This is a genomic window from Nonomuraea aurantiaca (assembly GCF_020215705.1).
Taxonomy (GTDB): Bacteria; Actinomycetota; Actinomycetes; order Streptosporangiales; family Streptosporangiaceae; genus Nonomuraea; species Nonomuraea aurantiaca.
Window position 1 is genome coordinate 25,750 of the sequence record NZ_JAIWNB010000038.1, and the last position, 18,958, is coordinate 44,707.

The following is an 18,958-nucleotide window of genomic DNA, read 5'->3' on the forward strand; positions in this document are numbered from 1 at the left end:
TACACGCAGCGCTGAAACGTCTGGCATCCGGCTCCCCGATTCGAACATCACTCGTCGTTTCAGTTGACAACGAGCCTATAGCGCGCTGCTGCCCGCGTGGCTCGCGCACCAAACCGGGCAGAGCCTCCTGGCTCACGTCCTTGGACACCGGCTCGCTCATGAGGCGGGGCGGATCTCCCGTTGATGACCGTTCGGTGATGGGCCCATCGACTCGGTGAGCGGCCCATTGATCGCCTTGCCGCGGGTTGGCCGGCAGCAGCAGCGCCAGCCGTTCCCACTCGGCATCAGTCTGATCATGGTTATGCAGGGCGATCTTCCATCTGCCGACCTACACCAAACCACCACCAAAGATCCACGGGACACGCCACAGCTCGGCCGGCAAGGGTAGCCGCGCTGACTTGGGACTTTCGGCGTTTCCAAAGGAGGCAGGGGCAGGGGCTTTCGTCCCTACGATGGCGCCGCGGATGGCGATCTCATGGAAGGGAGGATGGAAGGAGGGTCCACGATGCGGATCACAGTGAGGGATGTCATGACCACCCAGGTCACCTCGGTCATGGCGGACACCTTGTTCAAGGACGTCGCCGAGGTTTTGGTGGCGAATGGCATAAGCGCCGTTCCCGTGGTGGACGGCGACGAGCAGGTCCTTGGTGTGGTGTCCGAAGGAGACCTGATGCGCAAGGAGGAGTTCCGGGAGCAGTACTGCGGCGAAAGCTACCAGCCGCCGCTGCGCGCCCGGTTGCGTCGGCGGATGACCGGTCAGGTCGAGGGCGGGAGAAGGAAGGCTGCAGGGGATACCGCAGCCGACCTGATGACCACGCCCGCAGTGACCGTGGCCCCATCCGCCTCGACCGCCAGGGCCGCCCGCATCATGGACGAGTGCGGCGTCAAACGGCTGATCGTGGTCGATGCCGAGGGAAGGCTGCAAGGCATCGTCAGCAGACGGGATCTGCTCAGGATGTACCTGCGCGACGATGACGAGATCAGGCGGCGCGTCGTCGAAGGCATCCCATCGCATGCCCGGTGGAATGAGCGCGACGGGATCATCGTCGAGGTCCACAACGGCATCGTCACGCTGTCCGGCCACACGGGCAAGCGCAGCGAGGCGGCCGCCGCCGTCCGCGCGGCCGAAGGACTGGACGGGATCGTCGACGTCCAGAAAGCCCTCACCTGGCAGGAGGACGACATCCTGGAACTGCCTGTCATCTGGGATCGCCCGTGAACCTCTCGTCCGAGACCAGCTCGAAGCCGGTGATGATCTCTGGACGGATGCGGATTACCTGATCCATCTCACCGGCCACCCAGGAGTACAGGATGTCCTTGTAGCGGGCCGCCTCCCCGGGATCCTTCACCAGCCGGGCGACGCCCGTGACGACGACGCTCCAGCCCAGCTGCTCCTCGACATCCAGATCGTCCGCCTCGAACGCCACTACAACCTCCAAGGCGGCGAGTTCCGCGCTCAGGATGGTGCCGGGGCTGGAGCGGATGACGATCTGCCCGTCGGCGACGATGTGGTTCACCGGCCGTATGGCCGGGAGCGCATGGCGAGTGAACACGACCCGTCCAAGCGGCACGCTGGCCAGCAGCCGGAGAGAGTCCGCCGTGGACAGTTCTTTGAGGTCACGGCGAGTCATGCCACAGAACCGCCTGTCGTACTGAAAATCACTGTAACAGCCTGGAGTATCGACGGCACCGGGACTAGGGTCCAAGGTCCCTTTCTTGCCGCACCAGGACGCGGCGTCACGCCACAGCGGGATGGCCGGCACACTGCCTGCCCTTCCTGACGGCGAGAACCGCAGCCCCGGCGAGCGTCCAGCGGCCACACCGACACCTGACCCTCGTCACGGCCCCGGTGCCCCTCCAGGATCTCCACCGTCGTCGTCTTGCCCGCGCCATTGGGCCCGAGCACCGCGAACACCTCTCCCCGTTCGACGGTGAACCGTCCCGCTGGCGTTGCCCATATCGCTCACCGCAGGCCATCGGTCCGATCAGGCGATGCCGCAACGGGTGGTAGACAGGGCCGATCATCCCGATCTGGGCGGGAAAGCGAAGCTATCGTTCGCGATGCGTGCACGACGGCGACGGGGCACGGCGCGTGATGCAGTACGGCCTGGCTCACCGAGCCGAGCAGCAGCCCTCTGACTTCCCCCAGGCCACGGGCGCCCATCACCAGCAGGCGCGCCTTCTGCGCCGCCTCCAGCAGCGCGGGGCGCGCGGGCTCGTCGACCAACTCGACATCGACTTGAAGCTCGGGGTACCTGCGCTGCCAGGAGATGAGCTCATTCCAGGCGAGTCCCTGGGCTTCGATGCGGGGTTCCTGCATGCCCGCTTCCCCGCCTCGCTCGCGGTAGGCGATCAGTGCCTTGAGCGGGGCCGCCAGCCGATGCGCTTCCATGGCGGCGAAACCCAAGGCGGCCAAGGACTGCGGTGATCCGTCGAAGCCGGCCACCACCTCGTGTGCGTCGCGTTCGTCCGGGTCCCCGCGCATGACGATCACCGGGCAGGAGGCGTGCGCCGCGACGTGAGCACTCACCGAGCCCGCGACCAGTCCCGCGAGTGCTCCGTAGCCGCGAGTGCCCACTACGATCAGCTCCGCGTCCCTGGACAGATCGGTCAAGATCACGGCCGGCAGGCCCCGGTCGGTAAGCGTGTTGAGCGGCACCTTCGGATAGTGGCGCCCGACCCATGCGGCGGCGTCCTTGAGCAGCCGCTGCGCCGGGCGGCGTTCCAACTCGAGCGGCACCAGTTCGCCCGGCCATTCGTGGTAGGGCCACTCCCATGCGCGGCACACTGTCAGCGGCACTTTCCTGGCGGCCGCCTCCGCCGCGCCCCACCGCAGGGCCTCCTGCGCTGACGGCGACTTCTCGTAGCCGACCACCACACCCAGCTGATCCCTCATGATTGCCTCCGCTCGGGCGCTGTCACTTCCACCGTCGTCCGAGCATGCGGTGCGGCTTAGAGTCGTTCCTCTCGTCTTCTCCGGGACTTTCGTCCCTGATCTGACCGAAGGTCCGCAGGGTTTGGGATGTCCGCCGGTGTTATCCGGCGATGGCAGGCATCAGGCTGAAATCAGGAGCACTCATCGGAAAGAGATGGTGATCATGCTCTCGATCCACCCCCTCATCGCCACCGCGATGGTGGTCAGTGTCACCGGGTTGCCGGCCGTACCGGCGCAGGCTGCTCAGCATGCTGTCCCGCCCATGCTGGTCGGCATCCGAGCCGCGCACCAGCACGGCCTGGACCGGCTCGTCTTCGAGTTCCACGGCCGGTTACCCGCCCAGCGCGATGTCCGCTACGTGTCCAAACTGATCGCCGACGGCTCCGGGCAGAGGGTCAACGCGGTCGGCAGCGCACTGCTGCAGATCCGCTTCGACCAGGCCGACGGCCACAACCGCCGCGGCAAGGTCACCTACGGGCCGAGCCGCAGGACGTACGCGTTGCCCGGCGTCATCCAGGTCGTCAACACCGGTGACTTCGAGGCCACGCTCACCTTCGGGGTGGGGCTGGCCAAGCGCGTGCCGTACCGGGTCTACACGCTCACCGCGCCGAGCCGCGTCGTCGTGGACATCGCCACGCCCTACCGGAACGTGCCCGTGCACGAGTACTTCCTCAACACCGCCAACTACAACACCGGCCGCAGGCCGTACACGACGGCCGTGCAGCGTCCGGTGATCCCTCCGGCGACGGCCTTCGGCGCGCTGCAGCGGCTGTTCGCCGGCCCCACTCAGGCCGAGCGCGCGCAGGGGCTGCGCTTCATCAGGTCCAAGGCCACCGGCTTCAGCAAACTGACCGTCAAGAACGGTGTCGCCCGGGTGTACCTGACCGGCCGCGTCACCAGCGGCGGATCCACCTTCACCATCACCAACCAGATCAGGCCGACGCTCAAGCAGTTCCCACTGATCAAGTGGGGTCAAGATCTACGACTCGACGGGGCAGAGTGAGCACCCGACCGGGCCGTCGGACTCCATCCCGCAGTCGTTGGAGCCGTGAGCGCATCGAGTCCGCACGCAGGTGCGCGGCGAGATCGTCGAGGTCGGGCACGCCGTCGGGGTCGGTGACAACGATGATCGTCAGCATGCCCACATAGGACAGGACGTCGAAGCTCACCGTGATGTTGCCGCTCTTGGCTGCGCGATCGGGATCGCGCGGTGTCCGCGAAGGACTTGGCCGGGGTCCGCATACAGGTTCTGGCCGATCATCGGCCCATGCCCGAGCAGTGAAGCCTTCAGCAGCTCTTGAATCGAAATCGCGGTACACCCCGGTCGGATCGTTAGCGCTGGCGCCTGCGATTTCAGGCGAATCGTTTCACGAGGGGCGTTCTTTCCCGAGGTGAAGAGGGGAAGCCTGGACAGCGCGGGAGCCTGGCTCCGGTCTTCGCGGGAAACATCATCCGGGGCGGGTGGCCTGGTGCTGTTGCCATCGGTGCAGCAGGGTGGGGATCTCTTGGAACAGGAATTGGTAGAAGTCGCGCATCTGCGACAGGCGTCGGTGCGCGGGATCGTTGGCTGCGGTGGTGGCGATGCTGGTCTCGGCGGCCTGGAGCATGAGTTGGACGACGGTGTTCTGGGTGGAGAACAGGGTGGCCCAGGCGTCTTCGCGTAGTCGGTAGTGCTCGCGGCGGCTGCCGGGCGCGGGCAGGCGTTCGATCAGGCCGACCGACAGCAGGGATTTGACCGAGCCGGATACCGAGCCGGCGCTGACGCCGAGCTGGTCGGCGATGTCGCCCATGGTGACCGTCTCGGCGTCGGTGAACAGGAACACCGCCAGCGTCCGGGCGGCCATGCGCTGCAGTCCGCCTTCGGTCAAGGTCAGGGCCAGTCGTTCGGCCGCCTGCCACTGCTCGTGCCTGTCGTTCACACGTCACCTCCGGTAGGCGACAGGATAGCGAACCTCGGAAGGGTTCAGAAAGTTCTGAAGATTCGCTATATTGCTAACATCGGCTCCGTCTCGGAGATTCGATGGTGTGCCGGGAAGCCTGGTCGGCGAGCAGCATTGTCGACCCAGGAGTTGACCCGATGACCTTCCTCAGCCGTCTGTCCGGCGTGCGTCCCGCAGTGCGGCACCCGGTGCGGGTACAGCGCGACATCGCGATCCCGGCCGCGGACGGGGCGCGTCTGCTGGCCACCCGCCGCTACCCCGCCGATCTGCGTCAGCCGCCGCTGATCTTGCTGCGCAGCCCGTACGGCAGGGGCAACGCGCTGGACCGCATGCCCGCGCTCCTGGCCGAGCGCGGCTACCAGGTGCTGTATCAGAGCCTGCGCGGCACCGCCGGATCGGGCGGCCGCTTCGACGGGTTCACCATCAACCCCGCCGACGCCGACGGCACGCTGACCTGGCTACGCGCTCAGCCGTGGTTCGGCGATCAGCTGGCCACGTGGGGAGCCAGCTACCTGGGCTTGGCGCAATGGGAGCTGGCCGCCCGCCAGATCCCGGAATGGAAGATCGCCCTCATCCAGGACGCGCCATCCGCCTTCGCCCACGCCTTCATGTATCCCGGCGGCGTCTTCGCCCTGGGCAACGCGCTGGGTTGGGTGCAGCTCGTGGACACGATGTTCACCAGCGGCTTCTCCACCGTGCGGCAGATGCTCGCCGCGTTGTCCGCCGGCCGCACACTGCGCCGGGCCACATTGCGCCTGCCGGTGGGCGAGGCCGACCGGGAGCTGACCGGGCACGCGGTGAGCTGGTTTCGGGAGTGGATCGCCCACGACCCGGATGATGGTTACTGGGCGCGGATGGACCATCGGGCCAACGCCGAGCGGATGCCGCCGGTGGTGCACCTGCAGGGCGGCTGGCACGACTTCTTCCTGTCCAGCATGCTGGACGATCACGCCGCGCTGCAGGCGGCGGGACGGAAGGTGCGGCTGCTGGTCGGGCCGTGGGGACACGGCCGGGCCTGTACACCCGCGAGGGCATGCGCGACGCCCTTGCCGCACTGGACGCGGCCCTGCTCGGCCACGACGTTGAGTCAGGGGTGCGGCTGTTCGTCACCGGCGCCGAACGCTGGATCGAGTCGCCCACCTGGCCTCCCGCACACCAGCCGAGCCCGTGGTACCTGCAGCCGGACGGGAGGCTGAGCCGTACGGCAGCCGCCGTCGCCGGTGTGCCCAGCCGCTATCGCTATGATCCAGCGGATCCAACCCCCACGGTCGGCGGCACGGTGGTGAGTGTGTCCGCGGGTCCGAAGGACAATCGCGCCATCGAGGCCAGAGCCGACGTGCTGACCTTCACCACCGAACCCCTCGCCGCGGACGTCGAGGCCATCGGCCCGGTGCGCGTCCGCCTGTACGCGCGCTCCTCGATCCCGCACGTCGACTACTTCGCCCGCGTGTGCGAGGTGAATCCACGGGGGCGCTCGGTCAATGTGTGCGACGGCATCGTCCGGATGCAGGCACCCAGCGCGGCGCTCCACGATCCGCGCGGCGATGGACCGGGCGATGGGCCGGGCGGTGTCCGGGTGGCCGACATCGTGTTGTGGCCGCTGGCCCACCGCTTCCGGCGTGGTCACCGCATCCGGCTGCAGATCTCCAGCGGCGCCCACCCGCGCTTCGGCCGTAATCCGGGAACCGGCGAGCCGCTGGCCACCGGGCGGAGCCTGCACCCGTCCGAGCACGAAATCTTTCACGACCACGACCACCCCTCAGCCGTATGGCTGCCCATCACCTCTGGAGCGTCATGAAACTGCTCGTCCTCGGCGGTACTCACCACGTGGGCCGCGCCATCGTGGAAACCGCACTCGAGCGCGGTGATGAGGTGAGCACGCTCAACCGGGGCCTCAGCCGTCCGCCCGCGCCGGGCGTGCAGGTCCTGATCGCCGACCGCACCGACCCCGACGCCGTCCGCGCCGCCCTGGGCACGCAGGCGTGGGACGCCGTCATTGACACCTGGGCCTGGGCACCGCGAGTCGTACGCGACAGCGCTCGCCTGCTGGCCGACCGGACCGGACACTACGGCTACGTCTCCAGCCGCGGCGTGCACCGCTGGCCCTGGCCTGCGAATGCGGATGAGCACGCCCCGCTGGTAGACGGCGACCCCAGCAGCGAAGACGGCATCGACTACGCCGCGGCCAAGCGCGGCGGTGAGCTCGCCGTGATCGACGCCTTCCCCGAGCGTGCCCTGCTGGCCAGGGCCGGAATGATCCTCGGACCATACGAGGACGTCGGCCGCATCCCGTGGTGGCTGCGCCGACTGGAGAAAGGCGGCCGCGTGCTGGCCCCCAGCCCGGCGGACGGGCCACTGCAGTACATCGACGCCCGCGACATGGCGAGGTGGATGCTGGAGTCCGCCGAGCAAGGACTCACCGGCGCCTTCACCGTGACCGGTCACCCAGGCGCGATCACGATCGGCCGGCTGCTGCGGACCGTCCTGGAGGTGACCGGCTTCGACACCGAGCTGGTGTGGGCCCCACCGGAGCTACTGCACGAGCACGGCTTCCTGCTGGGGATGGAGTTCGGGCTGCGGCTGCCGGGCGGCAGCGCGCCGAGCGGCATGCACGACGCCGATGTCAGCGCCGCCTTCGCCGCAGGCCTGACCGTCCGCCCGCTGCGCGACACCCTCGCCGACACCTGGGCCTGGCTGCAAGCCGAAGGCGACCCAATGCCCCGCCCCGACGCGCCCTCCCCCGACACCTGGCTCGACCCCGCCCAGGAACGCCACCTTCTCGCCCTGCTCTCGCCCGACAACCAAGGAACCTGATGCGCGCCATCATCATCGGAGCCGGCATCGCCGGCTTGGCCGCCGCCCTGCGCCTGCGCCAGATCGGCTGGGACACCCTGCTCATCGAACGCGCTCCACAGCGGCGCGGCGGCGGCTACGGGGTCAGCTTCGGCGGCATTGGCTACGACGCCGCCGAGCGCATGGGCATCCTGCCCGCGCTGAAGGATAAAGCCTTCGTCACCAGCGAGCTTGTCTACCACAAGCCAGGCGGAGAGCGCCGATTCTCCCTCGACCGCGCCACCATCGCGGCCACCATGGGTCAGCGGTCGATGAACATCCTGCGCGGCGACGTCGAGACCGTCCTGTACGAGACGGTCGCGGACACCGTCGAGATCCGATTCGCCACCACCATCAACGCCGTCGAGCAGGACGAGCGCGCCATCCACGCCACCCTCAGCGACGGCACCGTCGAACACGCCGACCTGCTCATCGGCGCGGATGGCCTGCACTCGGCCACCCGCGCCCTGGTCTTCGGCCCCGAAGACGACTACCGCCTCGATCTGGAGCACATGGTCGCCGTCTACATGCTGGACAAGCGGCCGGCGGCCATCGCCGAAGGCACCACCGGCACCCTGTCGCAGGGCGGCCGAACGGTAGCCGTCATGAGCGTCGGCGACGGCCGCAACGTCGCCTTCTTCGGCTACCGCACCGACCGCGGCACCCCGGGCCAGGACCCCCACAAGGTGCTCCCCGAGGTCTACGGCGATATGGGCTGGGTGGTGCCCGAAGCCCTGGCCGGCCTGGCCACGACCGAATCGGTCTACTTCGACACCATCAGCCAGATGGTCCTCGACCGGTGGAGCCACGGTCGAGTGGTCCTGCTGGGTGATGCCGCCTGGTGCGTCACCTTGTTCGCCGGGTACGGCTCAGCCCTGGCCGTCGGCGGCGCCGACCTGCTTGGCACGGCCCTGCAGAACAACCCGGGTGACATCCGCGCCGCCCTGACCACCTGGGAGGCCGGACTACGCCCGGAGGTGGAGAAGAAACAGAAGCTGGGCCGCCGGGTCAAGGGCGTCTACGCCCCGGCCAACCCCGTCGTGCTGTGGCTGAGCCGACTGCCGCTGCGCTTGGCCTCCCTGGGCCCGGTCCGCCGCTACATGACGCGCCGCTACATCAAGGGCTGATCACTCCTGCCCAGATCCAGATCGCCACGGTCCAGCTGAGGCGGCTGCCAGCTCCACATGGGGTTGCGCTTGGGCGCGAGCATCCGGGACCACAACGTCGCGGGGATCAGCCGGAGCATGGTGGGGGTGAGCCGCCGGACAACGGGACCGCCGTTGACCATCTGCTGACCAGTGCGGTGCGCGTCGCGAGCGATGTACTGAGCGCGCGGCCGACGCTGGCGGTCGTAGCGGTCCAAGGCAGCCGGGATGCCGTCAGCGGCATCCTTCAGCAGGGCGGCCAGCACCACGGCGTCCTCCAGCGCCTGGCCGGCTCCCTGACCCCGGTCAGGGCTCATCGCGTGCGCGGCGTCACCCAGCAGGGCCACCCGGCCGCTGACGAAACTCGGCAGCGGCGCCAGGTCGTGGATGTCGATGCGACGGATCGTCGTCGGGTCGGTGGCCGCCACCAGGGCGGGGATCGGGTCGTGCCAGCCATCCAGGCGGCTGCGGACCTCGGCCGCCTCGTCGCCGTAGCGGATGCCGGGCCGGTCGGCGGTAGTGCCGAACGCCCAGTAGACATGGCGCTCGCTGATCGGGTGGATGAGAAAGTAGCCGCCGTCGCCCATGGTCACGCTGCCCTCGAAGCCGGCCGGGCCGCTGGGTCCTACCCGGTGCGCGAGTTCGGCGAGACCGAGCCAGCCGGTGTAGCGCAGGAACCGCGGTGGTGGCGCCTGCGGCCACAACTGCCGCCGGGTGGCGCTGTGGATGCCGTCGGCCGCGATGACCACATCAGCGCTCACCCCCGCGACGTTCACGTGCGGGCCGGTCTCGTCGATGCCGGTGACCTCCACGCCGGTGCGCACCCACCCTTCGGGCACCGCGTCCAGCAGCAGCCGGTGCAGCACTGCGCGGCGAAAGGCCCGCAACGGCGGGCCCCCGGCGGCCGGGGCGCGGACCAGATAGCGGCCGGACGGCAGGCGCAGGTGGTGGGTGGCCATGCTCGGCACGCCGGCCGCGCGGGCCTGCTCGCCGACGCCCAGCACCTCTAACGCGCGCATCGCGTTAGGGGCCAGCGACAGGCCCGCCCCGACTTCGCCCAGCGCCGTCGCGCGCTCCAGCACGGTGGCCTGCCAGCCGATCCGGCGCAGCGCGAGCGCAGCGGCCAGCCCGCCGATGCCGGCGCCGATCACGATCGCGTGTCCGGCCACCTCAGCGCTCCTTCCCGCTCGGCAGGGGCGGGGCGCCCTCGAACAGCTTGGCCATCCACTCGAAGGTGGCCTGCGCCTGCCGGATCCTGCCTGCCCGATCCTCTTGTTCGCCGAGCAGGCTCAGACCGTCGCGGGTGATGTCCAGGAACGAGGTGATGCCGGCGATCTGCTGGCGGACCACCCCGGCCCAGGCGTCCTCGGCCAGCCGGTAGTAGACGGTGCGCTCACCCGGACGGGTCCGCCACGTCAAGAACCCCATGCTGGACAGCATTCTCAGGTTCGAGGTCAACGACGCCCGGCTGGAGCCGATGGCCGCGCAGATCTGCCCGGCCGACTGCTCCGGCGGGTCGCACACCATCAGCCAGCCCAGCACCCGCCCGGCGATCGGCGGCACCCCGTCGCGCGCCAAGTACATGGCAATGCGTTCCACCCATTCCAGCAGCCGCTCGTGCTCGTTCACTCCGGCCTCACTCCCTAGTCAGTCATTACAGTATGAGCTAAAATGGCTTAAATACAAGGGTGCCCGCCTGAGGCGCCACCATAGGTGAGCCGGGAAGTCTGGTCGGCCCGTGACGTTCGCCGTCACGGAGAAGGAGGAGGGCTTTCCCGATGACCTCACGCACCCTTTCGGTGCTGCTCGGCAGCGGTATCGCTGCCGGCGTCCTGGTTCCGGTGCTGCTGTGGGCCGACGGCGCCACCCGGCCCGGCTACAGCCTGTGGCACCACGGCGCCAGCCAGCTCGGCACCGGCGAGCGCGCCTGGCTGCAGACGATCAACTTCGTGCTCGGCGGGCTGCTGCTGGCAGCGTTCGCCGCCGGAGTCCGGAGAGCCCTGCGTGGCGGGCGCGGCTCGACCTGGGGACCGATCCTGCTCGCGGCGACGGCGGCGGGCCTGGTCGTGGCTGGGCTGGTGCCCACCAATCCCGCCCTGGGCTACCCGCCTGGGCAGCCGAACGTCGTCACCGCCTCCGGCATCGTCCACCAGGTGGCCGGTTTCCTCCTGTTCGCCGGACTCAGCGCTGCCGCGTTCGTCCTGGCCAGACGCCTGGGCGAGACGAGTCGCGCCTGGGTCGTCTACTCCCGGCTGTCCGGAACCCTCATTATCGTCTTCGCCTTCGCCGCCGGTATCGCCTACAGGCTGGACACCCTAGGGATCTGCCGACCAGCCCCGGCGGGCCTGCTCGAACACCTCTCCCTACTGGCCGGATTCTGCTGGATCGTGGCGGTGGGCGTGCACCTGCGCCGCGCCCACCCCAACAGCCCTTCGGCATCAGCGATGTCCCCGGGAGACAAGACCCATCGCTGATCCCGGTGCGCCGACGGGTGCACCACGCGCGGACCGCTGGCGCCGCCGCTCGTTCAACGAAAGCGGCGGCGCTCACCGGTCACTGATGGCGGTTCTGTTGACGGCGCCCTGTTCGTCTGGGCGCTCGTCATGCTCGCCACGCAAACTGACACGCGCAAAACTCGTTCCACCCTCACACGCGTCTGTGGCTGGGGCCGTACAGGGCCGAAGCCGACTCCCAGTACGGCGAAGTCGGTCAGCTCTCCTCTTCCCGCCGGCTCCGCGCTCGCAGCCGGCGGGCCGCGCCGTACCAGGCGGGCACCTCGCGCTCGTCGTCGAACCAGCGGGCCACCACGATGTCGGTGGAGGAATGCAACAGGATCGAGGCCACGATGGTGACCGCGACCAGCTGGAAGACCTGCTGGGAGGCGGCGATACCCGAGGCGAGCACGATTAGGGCGTAGACCACCGAGGCGAACCCCTTGGGCCCGAACCACGCCACCGCCGCCTGCTCGCGCACTGTCAAACCGGAGCCGAGGAAGGAGATCCAGATGGCCAGCGGCCGGGCCAGCACCAGCGCCAGGAGGGCGAACAGCCAGCCTGCCCAGCCGACCGACCCCAGCAGGGGCAGGCTGATGAGTGCGCCGAACACCAGCAGCGCGGCCAGCTTGAACAGCTCCGCGAGCAGCTCCCCGAAGTGCTCGAACGACGCGCGCTGGCGCTCGCCGAAGGTGGCCACCGTGATCCCGGCCGAGAAGGCCGCCAGGAACAGATTGCCGTGCGTGGCCTTGCCCAGCGCCAGCACCAGCAGCCCGATCGCCAGCGCGTTGAGCGGCTCGTAGGCGGTGGAGGCCGAGAACCAGCGGGTGCGCTCCAGCGTGATCGCCAGCCATGGCACGGCCACCCCGATCACGACGCCCAGCCCGAGCTCCCAACCGAGTTCGCCCAGATGCAGGTCCTGCGATCCGGCGGCGACGGCCAGGAACACCATCACGAACGGCAAGGCCAGGCCGTCGTTGACGCCGGACTCGACGTTGAGCAGCTGCCGCAGCCGGGGCGGCACCTTGTCGTTACCGACCAGCGCCGCGGCGAAGACCGGGTCGGTGGGCGCGAGGATCGCGCCGATCAGCAACGACTCGATCCACCCCAGCCCGACCAGGTAGTGCGCACCCACCGCGGTGATGGCCAGGGTGAGCGGAAGCCCCCAGCCGAGCGCCCGGCCCGGCAGCCGCCACGCGCTGCGCAGCTCGGCCCAGCCCACCCGCATCCCGTCGGTGAACAGCACCGCGAACAGTGCCAGCTCCGCCAGCGTCCCCACTAACTCCTCGTCGGGCGCCAGCGACACCACGCCGAGCGCGCCGTCGCCGAGCACGAACCCGGCCACCAAGAACAGCGCCGCCGTGGACAAGATCGTGCGATGGGCCAGACTGGACAGCAGTACGGCCAGCAACAGCACGCCCGCGAACGCGAGCAGCAGAACACCCATCAGGCAGCCCTCTCATCCTCGCTCATCAGTCCGCCTTCCAGCGCTCTCGCCGGCAAAGGTGATCACGTCAGGTAGCGCAGCCACAGGTACGGCGTCACCAGCGCCACGGTGACGACCGTGACGATGAGGCCGTATTTGGTGAACTGCCAGAAGCTGATCGGGTGCCCGTTGCGGGCGGCGATGCCGATCACAACGACGTTGGCGGCGGCGCCGACGGCGGTGGCGTTGCCGCCGAGGTCGGCGCCGAAGGCCAGCGCCCACCACAGCACTTGCCCGGGGCCGTGTCCGCCGTTGGCCTGCACCAGGTCGGCGACGATGGGGCTCATCGTGGCGACGTAGGGGATGTTGTCCACGATCGCCGACAGCCCGGCTGAGGCCCACAGCAGCGCCATCGTGGTCAGAGCGAGCTGCCCCGAGGTGGCCTCGACGGCGAGCGTGGAGACCTGGCCGATCACGCCGGTCTGCACCAGCGCGCCGACCATGACGAACAGGCCCATGAAGAACACCAGGGTGGGCCATTCGACCTCGGCGATGGCCTGCTCGGTGGTCACCTTGGTGGCCGCCACCAACAAGCCCGCCCCGAGGATGGCCACGACCGACGGCTCGTAGTGCAACACCGGATGCAGCACGAAGGCCGCCATCACCAGTGCCAGCACCGTCAGGCTCTGCCACAGCAATCTGCGGTCGGCGATCGCCTCCCGCTCATCCAGCGCCATGACCTCACCGGCCCGGTCCGGATCGTAGACGAACGCCTTACGGAACATGACCCAGCACAGACCAAGAAACACGACCATCAACACGATGATCATCGGCGCCATGTGGACGAGGAAGTCGTTGAAGCTCAGCCCGCCCCGGCTGGCGATGATGATGTTCGGCGGGTCGCCCACCAGGGTGGCCGCGCCGCCGATGTTGGAGGCCATCGCCTCGGCGATCAGGAACGGCACGACCGGCAGCGCCAGCCGTTCACACACCAGGAACGTGACCGGCGCGATCAGCAGCACCGTGGTGACGTTGTCCAGCAGCGCCGAGGCCAGCGCGGTGATGACGACCAGCAACACCATCAGCCGGTACGGCCGGCCGCGAGCGCGTTTGGCCGCCCAGATGGCCAGATACTCGAACACGCCGGTCTGCTTCAGCACACCGACGATCACCATCATGCCCAGCAGCAAGAAGATGACGTTCCAGTCGACGCCGCTCTTCTCGGAGAAGAACGCGGCACGGGCGTCGGTGGCGTGAATGGCCAGCATGATCCCGGCGCCGCCCAGTGCGGCGGCCACCCGGTGGATCTTTTCGGAGGCGATCAGCGCGTAGGCGCCGAGGAAGACCGCGACCGACAACCAAGCCAGAGCCGTCATGAGGGCACCACCCGGTCCATCAGCGCCTGCAGGGTGACCGCACCCAGCAGGCGACCCCCCTCCACCACTGCCACCAGAGGCGTACGCGTGCGCGCCATCAGCGCCGCCAACTCCAGCACGGTGGCATCCGGGTCGGTGACCGGCAGCTCACGCGGCCTGGGCGGCAGCGCCTGACGCACCGTCCGACCGACCAGCGACGACAGGAACGCATCAGCGTGTTTCTCATCCACCACCCGGGCCAACGCCGGATCGTCCTGACAATAGCGAGGCACGGCCAACGCCAGGACCTGGGTGCCCGCCAGGATGCTGACGGGCAGCCCGGCATCATCGACCACGATCAGACCGGGCAGATCCTGCTCGGCCAGCAGCCGGGCGGCCTCGATCACCGGAGCGTCAGCGGTGACGGTGGGGAAGGCGGCGAGCAGGTCACGAGCGCGCATGGCGAGCCTTTCAAGATCGGCAATGAGACTGCCGACCAGACTTCCCGGCTCACCTGCAAGAAGGCTATCAAGGAGCGTCAAGATCGGGGACAGCGGACGCGTGCCGGTCATCGAGGTGTCGAATCTAACCGAGCGCTACCACGACGTGCTCGCGCCGAACATGGCCTGCATCACCGCGAGAGTGGACAGGCCCCGCGTCGCCGAGCTCCGGTGCGATGCCCACCGCCGGGCGCGACGGCGTAAGCGGACAACGCGGCCCTGTGCACGGTTCCCGCACGGCGTGGGTGCACACGAGTCCGTGCGCCGACACCTACTGCGGTGAAGACCCGGTGCCGACCTTCACGTCGGGCGTCCCTACGGGTCCCTGCGGTCACCTGCTTCATCCAGCCCTAACGCGCGCACCGAAGTCAGCCTGCCGATCTCAGTCAGCAACGCGTCCAACCCGGCGAGCCCTGAGCCGGCCTTCAACGTGGCCGACTATCCGGCCTTGCCCACCGCTCCTCATCGGCTCCGCTCGCCGGTCGCGTGCAGCCTGGGCTCGCCGTCGCGTCCATACGCAGAAGCTTCGTCGAGAACCCGCATGGACGGCCGCACCGCGCCTACTGAGGTGTGTCTGGTGTGGAGGGTTCGGTGCTGCTAACGTCGATTGCGGAGCGCCGGGAAGTCTGGTCGGCAACGTCATATCGGACCGGCTTCAGGGAGGCGCCCATGTCGGGCAATCCTGCCATTCTCATCAGCGGGCTGACCAAGACCTTCGGGCGCGTGCGTGCCCTGGACGGACTCGATCTCACCGTGGAAGCGGGCGAGGTCCACGGCTTCCTCGGCCCGAACGGTGCGGGCAAGACCACCACTCTGCGCATCCTGCTCGGCCTGCTGCGGGCCGGCTCCGGCCACGCCGAACTCCTCGGTGGCCACCCATGGCGCGACGCGGTCGAGCTGCACCGGCGCCTGGCCTACGTACCCGGCGACGTCGTGCTCTGGCCGACGCTGTCCGGCGGCGAGGCCATCGACCTGCTCGGGCGCCTACGCGGCGGGCTCGACCAGCGGCGCAAGAAGGCGCTGCTGGAGCTCTTCGACCTCGACCCGACCAAGAAGGGCCGCGCCTACTCCAAGGGCAACCGGCAGAAGGTGGCCCTCGTCGCGGCCCTGGCCTCCGACGTGGAACTGCTGCTTCTGGACGAGCCGACCGCCGGGCTCGACCCGCTGATGGAGGCCGCCTTCCGCGAGTGCGTCACCGAGGAGCGCGGCAACGGTCGCACGGTGCTGCTGTCCAGCCACATCTTGTCCGAGGTCGAGGCGCTGTGCGACCGGGTCACCATCGTCCGCGACGGCCGAGCCGTCGAGAGCGGCACCCTGGCGCAGTTACGTCACCTGACCCGTAGCTCCATCACCGCCGAGCTCGACCGGATCCCCGACGGCCTGGCCGAGCTGGCGGGCGTGCACGAGCTGGCCATCAGCGGCTCCCGGGTGCGCTTCGAGGTCGAGGCCGACCGGCTCGGCGGCGCGCTGCGACTGCTGACCGACGCGGGCGTACGTGGCCTGACCTGCCAGCCGCCCACCCTGGAAGAGCTGTTCCTGCGGCACTATCAGAGCGCGTCATGACGGGCACGTTCGCGCTGGTACGGCTGGCGTTGCGCCGTGACCGCCTCCTCCTGCCGGTCTGGATCATGGTGATCACGGGTGCCATCGCGGGCACCGCCTCGGCGATCGGCGAGCTCTACCCCGGCATGGAACAACGCCTCGCCCTGGGCGTCACCATCGGCTCGACCCCCGCGCTGCAGGCGCTCACCGGCCCGGTCTTCGACGCGACGTCGGTAGGCGGTCTGACCGCCTGGCGAGCGACCACCCTGGCCACCGCCCTGGCCGGCTTGATGAGCATCATGGTGGTCACCAGGCACACCCGCGCGGAGGAGGAAACCGGCCGCGCCGAGCTGATCGGGGCCTGTGCGGTCGGCCGCCACGCGATCCCGGCAGCCGCGGTGATCGTGGCGGGTGGCGCCAACCTCCTCATCGCGCTCCTCCTCACCGTGGCTCTGACCGGCCAAGGACTTCCCGGCTCCGGCGCGCTCGCTTCCGGGCTCGCGGTGGGCGGCACCGGGTGGGTGTTCACCGGCATCGCCGTGGTGGCCGCGCAGGTGACCGAGCACGCCCGCACCGCCAACGGGCTGGCCATCTCGGTACTCGGCCTGGCCTACCTGCTGCGGGCTTCAGGTGACGCCGCTGGTGTCGAGACACTGTCGTGGCTGTCGCCCTTGGGCTGGGCTCAGGGGGTGCGAGCCTTCGCCGGCGAACGCTGGTGGGTCGTCGGACCGTTAGCGCTGACCGGACTCATCCTGGTCGGACTAGCCGCGCTGCTGGCCAGGCGGCGAGATGTGGGCACTGGACTGCTGCCGCCCCGGCTGGGCCCATCGGATGCGGCCCCGAACCTGGCCAGTGCGCTGGCGCTGGCATGGCGGTTGCAGCGGGGCGGGCTACTGGGCTGGATGATCGGCTTCGCGATCGGCGGGGCCATGCTCGGCTCGCTGGCCCAAAGCGTGGGCGACATCGTCAACGACAACCCTCAGCTCGCTGCGATCCTGGAGCGGATAGGCGGCGCGGGGGCGCTCGTGGACACCTTCCTGGCCGCCGTGATGGGGCTGCTCGGCCTGGCCGTGGGCGGTTTCGCCGTACAGGCCACACTGCGGTTGCAGGGGGAAGAGGCCGGCGTCCGCGCCGAGCCCGTACTGGCGGCGGCCGTGCCACGCTGGCGGTGGACGCTCAGCCACCTGGTCATCGCTCTGGGCGGCACCGCGATCGTCATCACGGCGGGCGGCCTGACGGCCGGGCTGGCGCACGGCGTGCGAACAGGCGAGGTTGGCGAGCAGGTCATCCGGCTGCTGGGTGCGGCCTGGGTACAGGTGCCCGCGGCGTGGGTGTCGGCCGGGATCGCGATGCTGTTGTTCGGCCTGCTGCCCCGGCTGACCGCCCTGGCCTGGGCGGCTCTGGTGGCCTTCGCTCTGCTCGGCCAGCTCGGCGAGCTGCTCCAGCTCGATGACTGGATAAGGAGCCTGTCGCCCTTCGCCCACCTGCCCCAGGCGCCCGGTGGCGAGGTGAGCGCCACGCCGCTGCTCTGGTTGACCGCCATCGCGATGGCGCTCGCACTGGCCGGTGTCGCCGCGTTCCAGCGGCGTGACCTGGCTGGCAACTGACTTGTTGGGAGCTGTCCTGGGGTGAACACCCGTCCCACCATGATCGGTGCTTGACACCGTGGCTGGCCGGGTCCCCTTCATCAGGCTCGTCGCCGCCGCGCTGGGAGCGTTCAGCGAAGCCATCGGCCATGCTCTACCGGCGACCCGCCCCAACTAGATCATCGGCATCCACACACTCTGGGCGCTGGCTGAAGAACGTTCCTGGACGCGGACCCATCGGCTGGGCGGGCGAATGTTCATGACCGTCGGCGCGGTCCTGGTTGTGGTGCCCTTCGTTGTCCAGGTGGCTGCGCTGCTGCCGCTCGTGCTGATCGGCATCCTGAGGTCGGGGATCACCACGGTCGTCTACTCTTGGAGGACCCGCGATGCTGACTCTCGCGCTGCTTAGCCTGCTCGGCCTGGCCGTGCTCGCGCTGGCAGCCGACCAGTTGGTCCTCGGCTCGGGTCGGCCGGCCGAGCGGCTCGGGGTTCAGCCGGTCGTGGTCGGCGTGGTGGTGATCGGGTTCGGGACCAGCGCGCCCGAGCTGGTCGTCGCGGGTACGGCGAGCGTGCATGGGCAGGTCGAGCTCGCTGCGGGCAGCCTGGTCGGATCCAACATCCTTGGCGATCAGCCCGTACGCGCCGAGCATGCTCACTGAGCGAACAGTCTGTCCAGCAGCGCCTGCAGGGTGACCGCGCCCAGCAAACGTTTCCCGCTGACCACCGCCACCAACGGACTGTGCGTTCGGGCCATCAATGCGGCCAGTTCCAACGCGGTGGCCTCGGGATCAGTGACCGGCAGCTCGCGCGCATGGGCGGGCAAGGCGTCGCGCACGCGCCAGCCTGCCAGCGAGGCGAGGAAGGCATCGGCGTGCGCCTCGTCCACCACACGCGCCAGTGCCGGATCATCTTGGCAATAGCCGGGCACGGCCAAGCGCAGCACCTGGGTGCCAGGCAGGATGCTGGACGGCAGCCCGCGCTCGTCCACGACGATCAGACCGGGCAGGTCCTGATCGGCCAGCAGCCGGGCCGCGTCGGTCACCGCGGTGTCGAGAGTAACTGTGGGGAAGGCGGTGAGCAGATCTCGAGCACGCATGGTGGGCACCTTTCGCGATCGACGAATGACTGCCGACCAGACTTCCCGGCACACCTGTAGAGAACCTATCAATGAGGGTCAAGGTCGGACACAGTGGATGCGGGCCGTT

The 18,958-nt window shown here is 69.3% G+C and carries 21 protein-coding genes; 11 read left to right on the plus strand and 10 right to left on the minus strand.

Translation table 11 applies throughout. The features are described 5' to 3' along the window. The first annotated feature begins 529 nt into the window (after window positions 1-529). Window positions 530-1,219, plus strand: a complete 690-nt coding sequence (locus LDL49_RS49500; RefSeq protein WP_225301923.1) for a CBS domain-containing protein — start codon at window positions 530-532, stop codon at window positions 1,217-1,219. Here LDL49_RS49500 and LDL49_RS49505 read toward each other — a convergent pair. From LDL49_RS49505 to LDL49_RS49515, 3 genes are read right to left on the minus strand one after another with little or no spacing between them, the layout of a single operon-like run. Further along, the gene (locus tag LDL49_RS49505; RefSeq protein ID WP_225301924.1) at window positions 1,200-1,631 is read right to left on the minus strand and encodes a pyridoxamine 5'-phosphate oxidase family protein; all 432 of its coding nucleotides are present in this window, start codon (window positions 1,629-1,631) and stop codon (window positions 1,200-1,202) included. The genes LDL49_RS49500 and LDL49_RS49505 overlap by 20 nt on opposite strands. After that, the gene (locus LDL49_RS59520) at window positions 1,628-1,960 is read right to left on the minus strand and encodes an ATP-binding cassette domain-containing protein (protein WP_372470700.1); all 333 of its coding nucleotides are present in this window, start codon (window positions 1,958-1,960) and stop codon (window positions 1,628-1,630) included. Before LDL49_RS59520 ends, LDL49_RS49505 begins: the two co-directional genes overlap by 4 nt. 3 nt (window positions 1,961-1,963) lie before the next feature. After that, the gene (locus tag LDL49_RS49515) at window positions 1,964-2,896 is read right to left on the minus strand and encodes a universal stress protein (protein ID WP_225301925.1); all 933 of its coding nucleotides are present in this window, start codon (window positions 2,894-2,896) and stop codon (window positions 1,964-1,966) included. 202 nt (window positions 2,897-3,098) lie between these two features. Here LDL49_RS49515 and LDL49_RS49520 point away from each other — a divergent pair, with 202 nt between their 5' ends. After that, window positions 3,099-3,938, plus strand: coding sequence for an AMIN-like domain-containing (lipo)protein (locus tag LDL49_RS49520; protein ID WP_225301926.1), 840 nt, complete (start codon window positions 3,099-3,101; stop codon window positions 3,936-3,938). Between the two features lie 445 nt (window positions 3,939-4,383). Here the strand turns inward: LDL49_RS49520 and LDL49_RS49525 are convergent, their stop codons facing one another. Next, entirely contained in the window at window positions 4,384-4,854 is a 471-nt protein-coding gene (locus tag LDL49_RS49525) for a GbsR/MarR family transcriptional regulator (protein WP_225301927.1), read from the minus strand. 158 nt (window positions 4,855-5,012) lie between these two features. On the opposite strand from LDL49_RS49525, the gene LDL49_RS57750 reads away from it, so the two are divergent. The 4 genes from LDL49_RS57750 to LDL49_RS49540 are packed head-to-tail and all read left to right on the plus strand — an operon-like array spanning window position 5,013 to window position 8,834. Next, window positions 5,013-6,071, plus strand: a complete 1,059-nt coding sequence (locus LDL49_RS57750; protein WP_263656517.1) for a CocE/NonD family hydrolase — start codon at window positions 5,013-5,015, stop codon at window positions 6,069-6,071. Continuing rightward, a complete protein-coding gene (locus LDL49_RS57755) occupies window positions 5,969-6,673 on the plus strand; it encodes a CocE/NonD family hydrolase (protein WP_308016287.1) in 705 nt (234 codons plus the stop codon). The genes LDL49_RS57750 and LDL49_RS57755 overlap by 103 nt, the downstream gene beginning before the upstream one ends. After that, window positions 6,670-7,689 (plus strand): NAD-dependent epimerase/dehydratase family protein, encoded by a 1,020-nt coding sequence (locus LDL49_RS49535; protein ID WP_225301928.1) that lies wholly within the window; start codon window positions 6,670-6,672, stop codon window positions 7,687-7,689. Before LDL49_RS57755 ends, LDL49_RS49535 begins: the two co-directional genes overlap by 4 nt. Continuing rightward, window positions 7,689-8,834, plus strand: a complete 1,146-nt coding sequence (locus tag LDL49_RS49540; protein ID WP_225301929.1) for an FAD-dependent oxidoreductase — start codon at window positions 7,689-7,691, stop codon at window positions 8,832-8,834. The genes LDL49_RS49535 and LDL49_RS49540 overlap by 1 nt, the downstream gene beginning before the upstream one ends. Here LDL49_RS49540 and LDL49_RS49545 read toward each other — a convergent pair. Beyond that, a complete protein-coding gene (locus tag LDL49_RS49545; RefSeq protein WP_225301930.1) occupies window positions 8,819-10,021 on the minus strand; it encodes an FAD-dependent monooxygenase in 1,203 nt (400 codons plus the stop codon). The genes LDL49_RS49540 and LDL49_RS49545 overlap by 16 nt on opposite strands. Before the next feature lies 1 nt (window position 10,022). Beyond that, window positions 10,023-10,481 carry a GbsR/MarR family transcriptional regulator gene (locus LDL49_RS49550; protein WP_225301931.1) on the minus strand — a complete coding sequence of 153 codons (459 nt, stop codon included), beginning with the start codon at window positions 10,479-10,481 and terminating at the stop codon, window positions 10,023-10,025. Between the two features lie 149 nt (window positions 10,482-10,630). Between LDL49_RS49550 and LDL49_RS49555 the strand changes: the two genes are divergently transcribed. Further along, window positions 10,631-11,326, plus strand: coding sequence for a DUF998 domain-containing protein (locus tag LDL49_RS49555; RefSeq protein WP_225301932.1), 696 nt, complete (start codon window positions 10,631-10,633; stop codon window positions 11,324-11,326). A gap of 235 nt (window positions 11,327-11,561) precedes the next feature. Here the strand turns inward: LDL49_RS49555 and LDL49_RS49560 are convergent, their stop codons facing one another. From LDL49_RS49560 to LDL49_RS49570, 3 genes are all read right to left on the minus strand, one after another. Continuing rightward, window positions 11,562-12,791, minus strand: coding sequence for a cation:proton antiporter (locus LDL49_RS49560; protein ID WP_225301933.1), 1,230 nt, complete (start codon window positions 12,789-12,791; stop codon window positions 11,562-11,564). 62 nt (window positions 12,792-12,853) lie between these two features. Continuing rightward, on the minus strand, window positions 12,854-14,146 hold the full coding sequence (locus tag LDL49_RS49565; RefSeq protein ID WP_225301934.1) for an ArsB/NhaD family transporter: 1,293 nt from the start codon (window positions 14,144-14,146) through the stop codon (window positions 12,854-12,856). Further along, window positions 14,143-14,697 (minus strand): CBS domain-containing protein, encoded by a 555-nt coding sequence (locus LDL49_RS49570; protein ID WP_225301935.1) that lies wholly within the window; start codon window positions 14,695-14,697, stop codon window positions 14,143-14,145. Before LDL49_RS49570 ends, LDL49_RS49565 begins: the two co-directional genes overlap by 4 nt. Before the next feature lie 597 nt (window positions 14,698-15,294). On the opposite strand from LDL49_RS49570, the gene LDL49_RS49575 reads away from it, so the two are divergent. The 4 genes from LDL49_RS49575 (at window position 15,295) to LDL49_RS49590 (ending at window position 18,412) form a co-directional block, all read left to right on the plus strand. Beyond that, entirely contained in the window at window positions 15,295-16,188 is an 894-nt protein-coding gene (locus LDL49_RS49575) for an ABC transporter ATP-binding protein (protein WP_225301936.1), read from the plus strand. Further along, window positions 16,185-17,774, plus strand: coding sequence for an ABC transporter permease (locus LDL49_RS49580; RefSeq protein WP_225301937.1), 1,590 nt, complete (start codon window positions 16,185-16,187; stop codon window positions 17,772-17,774). The genes LDL49_RS49575 and LDL49_RS49580 overlap by 4 nt, the downstream gene beginning before the upstream one ends. 166 nt (window positions 17,775-17,940) lie before the next feature. Continuing rightward, window positions 17,941-18,162 (plus strand): SdpI family protein, encoded by a 222-nt coding sequence (locus LDL49_RS59525; protein ID WP_225301971.1) that lies wholly within the window; start codon window positions 17,941-17,943, stop codon window positions 18,160-18,162. After that, window positions 18,140-18,412, plus strand: coding sequence for a calcium:cation antiporter family protein (locus LDL49_RS49590; RefSeq protein ID WP_225301938.1), 273 nt, complete (start codon window positions 18,140-18,142; stop codon window positions 18,410-18,412). Before LDL49_RS59525 ends, LDL49_RS49590 begins: the two co-directional genes overlap by 23 nt. Here the strand turns inward: LDL49_RS49590 and LDL49_RS49595 are convergent. Continuing rightward, the gene (locus tag LDL49_RS49595) at window positions 18,406-18,849 is read right to left on the minus strand and encodes a CBS domain-containing protein (RefSeq protein WP_225301939.1); all 444 of its coding nucleotides are present in this window, start codon (window positions 18,847-18,849) and stop codon (window positions 18,406-18,408) included. The genes LDL49_RS49590 and LDL49_RS49595 overlap by 7 nt on opposite strands. Window positions 18,850-18,958: the final 109 nt, after the last annotated feature.